Below are 3,783 nucleotides of genomic sequence, written 5' to 3'. Positions count from 1 at the left end.
CTGTTCCCTGTTCCCTGTTCCCTGTTCCCTGTTCCCTGTTCCCTGTTCCCTGTTCCCTGTCACCTGTCAACTGTTATAAATATTCTCATTTGCCTGAAATGTTATGAAATCTTGATAGTAATTCCCTAGTCAACCGCAATATATTAAGGTTTGATGACAAAACGATCCCCAAAGGGCTGATAACTACGTGAAATAGGGTAAAATCCATGTTTAGACCCCTTGATTCCTGGATAGTTTTACTGGTTAATATTTACTTAACAACTCTTTGCAATTCTCAAACTAGGAATTTAGAACAGTTGGGATCTTAATAAAAAAACAGACAGTAAACAAATTTAAAACTGGGGTTTTGTCCAGGAGTCAGTGATAAAAAAATCTGGGTAGATGATATTTGATCAAACTCTATTTTAACCCGGAAAAACTTACCTTTCAAACTACTGGAGGCCAAATTAATGGCAAAAGAACGCCCACCGCTAGAAGAGATGACACTACGGCAATTACGGAAAATAGCCAGTGAATATTCTATATCTCGCTATAGCAGAATGCGTAAATCGCAGTTATTAACATCAATTCAAGATGTTCAGCGTAGCAAATTCTCACCCAGTTCATCTCGTATTCAGGAGGCACAAGAAACCGTGGAAGCAACAAAATTTGAATTAGGCCAAGAAGATCGTACTGGTGGTTCTCTTGCTGATGTTGATGAAGCACTAGGGGATTTACCCGCAGGTTATGGTGAAAGCCGGATAGTTTTACTACCCCGTGATCCTCAATGGGCCTATACTTATTGGGATATTCCTAACGACCATAAAGAAGAACTGCGTCGTCAAGGTGGACAGACCCTAGCGCTGCGGATTTATGATGTCACTGATATTGATCTAGATTACCAAAGTCCTCACAGCTTGCAAGAATACCCTGCGGATGAACTAGCCAGAGAATGGTACTTGCCAATTCCCGTGAGCGATCGTGATTATGTGATAGATGTAGGTTATCGCACCGCTGATGGTGGCTGGTTAGTATTAGCCCGTTCTGCTAGAGTACATATTCCTCCCGTCTATCCTTCCGATTGGATTGAAGATGTCTTTATCACTGTAGACTTTGAAGAAGACTTACGTGCTAAGACCTTCTATGAACTAGTTCCCCCATCTCAGAAATTACCAACTGTTACTGCTAGTAGTGAAGGAAACCCGATTTACGAACAAATCTTTGGTCTAGCAGAATCCGCTGAAGCTCAACGAGTGGCGGGTTCTCTATTCGGTTCTATGCAGCACGTCCCCGGTTCTGCTGCTCCAGAACAAGCCATCAGTTCCTACGTTTTCCCATCTGGTGTAGGTATGTGGGCTGTTCCTAACGTATCTGGTTTAACTATGTCCGGTGTGGGAATGTCCGGTTTCTCCGCTGGTGCTGTTCCCGCGCGTCCCCGCAAATTCTGGTTAGTTGCTGATGCTGAATTGATTGTTTACGGTGCAACCGAACCTGATGCAAATGTCACTATTGGTGGTCGTCCGATTAAACTCAATTCGGATGGTACATTCCGCTTCCAAATGTCTTTCCAAGATGGTTTAATTGATTACCCAATTCTAGCTATTGCGGCTGATGGTGAGCAATCTCGTTCTATTCACATGAAGTTTGAGCGGGAAACACCTTCTCGTAATACTAATACCAAAGATGAAGCTGTTCTGGAATGGCTTGCATAATTGCTGTATTTGAAGATTAACCATAACTGCATTTGTTGATTTCACCCACTATACTATTTCTATAGTGGGTTTTTTTATTGAAAAAAAACAAACAACTTCAACTGATTCATTACTTACGCAAGTGGCATAACAGATGAGATCGTAGTTAGGACTTTAGTCCTATCTTCGGGTCACTACAAACAAAAGATTAGAATTTTATTTTTTGTGACACTTACGTACATCCTAAAATATTTTTGTTGTTACTGAAACTTGATTAAATTAAATACTACTATTTAGTATTTGTCTATACTTAAATAATACATAAATTGAGAAAATCAGCGAGGAAAATTTTTCAACATAAGCAACCACTACTAGCTATAATTTTTTATAAGTTGAAAAAAACATTAAGATTAGCGTAAAAATTACATTAAAATAAAGATTACGCTTCTATTAAACTGACTGGCTGATACCCAAATTAGGAGGAATATATATGGCGCTTGTACCTATGCGGTTGCTTTTGGATCACGCTGCTGAACACGGTTATGGCATTCCCGCTTTTAACGTTAACAACTTGGAGCAGATTCAGGCAATCATGAAAGCAGCGACTGAAACAGACAGTCCTGTAATTTTACAAGCTTCTCGCGGCGCTCGTAATTATGCAGGGGAAAATTTCCTCCGCCACTTGATTTTAGCTGCGGTAGAAACCTATCCTCAGATTCCCATTGTCATGCACCAAGATCATGGTAATGCTCCTTCTACCTGCTACTCAGCTATTAAGAACAACTTCACCAGTGTAATGATGGATGGTTCTTTGGAAGCTGATGCTAAAACTCCTGCCAGCTTTGAATATAATGTTAGAGTTACCAGTGAAGTTGTCAACGTCGCTCACTCTTTAGGTGTCAGTGTTGAAGGTGAACTAGGTTGTTTGGGTTCTCTAGAAACCGGTGCTGGTGAAGCTGAAGACGGTCACGGTTTTGAAGGTACACTAGACCATTCTCAACTATTAACTGATCCTGATGAAGCTGTTGACTTTGTAGAAGCTACTCAAGTAGATGCTTTGGCTGTAGCTATCGGTACTAGCCACGGTGCTTATAAGTTTACCCGCAAACCAACTGGCGAAATTTTGGCTATTAGCCGCATTGAAGAAATTCACCGTCGTTTACCTAATACCCATTTGGTAATGCACGGTTCTTCTTCTGTCCCTGAAGATTTGTTGGCGCTAATTAACCAATATGGTGGCGAAATTCCTGAAACCTACGGTGTACCTGTAGAAGAAATTCAAAAAGGTATTAAGAGTGGTGTACGTAAGGTAAATATTGACACTGATAACCGTCTAGCGATTACTGCGGCTGTGCGGGAAGCTTTGGCGGCTAACCCCAAGGAATTTGATCCTCGTCACTTCCTCAAACCTTCTATTAAATATATGCAGAAGGTTTGCGCTGACCGTTATGTACAGTTTGGTACTGCTGGTAATGCAAGCAAGATTAAGCAAGTTTCTTTGGAAGATTTTGCTGCTAAGTATGCTAAGGGTGAATTGGTCATGAGGGCTGCTGCTAAGGTTTAATCTTTCTTAGCAATAAATTAGGGTGTAGCTAGGCTATACCTTTACAGAAATAAACTGGGAAGCGTTACTGTTTCCCGGTTTTTTATATTAATTGTAATTACTTATAAATTCACTTGAGAATAACATCCCTGTTTTGGGAACAGTTTTATCAAATTGAATCTTTATTGGAGGATAGTCCTAGTCTAGGACCTTATTATTTAGAACTATTTTCTGATTGTTATTTAAAAGCTGTTCGCGCTACTAGTACGGAAACTAAATTATCAAAGCAGTCATGGTCAAGGTTAGATGGTTTTCGGAGATGTCTATTAAGTATATACGCGACGTAACGCACCGATATTGATTAAAAAATTAAACTCATTCAACGTGCGTTACGCTGTCGTTAACACACCCTACGGCTAGGCAATTAAAAACTTTTTTGTCAGAATCAGGATAACCAGGATTAAAGGATTTACAGGATGTTTATTTAATGATTAATAGACGTGAATGATGTATTGATTATTACAGTAATTTCATAAAAATTAACCTTTTGTCAGAATCAGGATAACCAGG

3 protein-coding genes are annotated in these 3,783 nt (G+C 39.8%); all 3 read left to right on the top strand.

The features are described 5' to 3' along the window. The first annotated feature begins 449 nt into the window (after window positions 1-449). The 3 genes from ACIR310F_RS0117025 (at window position 450) to ACIR310F_RS27035 (ending at window position 3,560) form a co-directional block, all read left to right on the top strand. Entirely contained in the window at window positions 450-1,691 is a 1,242-nt protein-coding gene (locus ACIR310F_RS0117025) for a DUF4912 domain-containing protein (protein ID WP_028084869.1), read from the top strand. Between the two features lie 469 nt (window positions 1,692-2,160). Further along, the gene (fba, locus tag ACIR310F_RS0117020) at window positions 2,161-3,234 is read left to right on the top strand and encodes a class II fructose-bisphosphate aldolase (RefSeq protein ID WP_028084868.1); all 1,074 of its coding nucleotides are present in this window, start codon (window positions 2,161-2,163) and stop codon (window positions 3,232-3,234) included. Between the two features lie 113 nt (window positions 3,235-3,347). Then, on the top strand, window positions 3,348-3,560 hold the full coding sequence (locus ACIR310F_RS27035; protein WP_269208382.1) for a DUF29 family protein: 213 nt from the start codon (window positions 3,348-3,350) through the stop codon (window positions 3,558-3,560). The last annotated feature ends 223 nt before the right edge of the window (window positions 3,561-3,783 follow it).

The sequence above is a fragment of the Dolichospermum circinale AWQC310F genome, assembly GCF_000426925.1.
GTDB classification, from domain to species: domain Bacteria; phylum Cyanobacteriota; class Cyanobacteriia; order Cyanobacteriales; family Nostocaceae; genus Dolichospermum; species Dolichospermum circinale.
This window is presented reverse-complemented; position numbering and strand designations above follow the sequence as displayed.

Excerpts from the sequence above, each read along its gene's own strand:
- ACIR310F_RS0117025 (WP_028084869.1), top strand. The coding sequence starts at position 450 with ATGGCAAAAGAACGCCCACCGCTAGAAGAGATGACACTACGGCAATTA.
- fba (WP_028084868.1), top strand. The coding sequence starts at position 2,161 with ATGGCGCTTGTACCTATGCGGTTGCTTTTGGATCACGCTGCTGAACAC.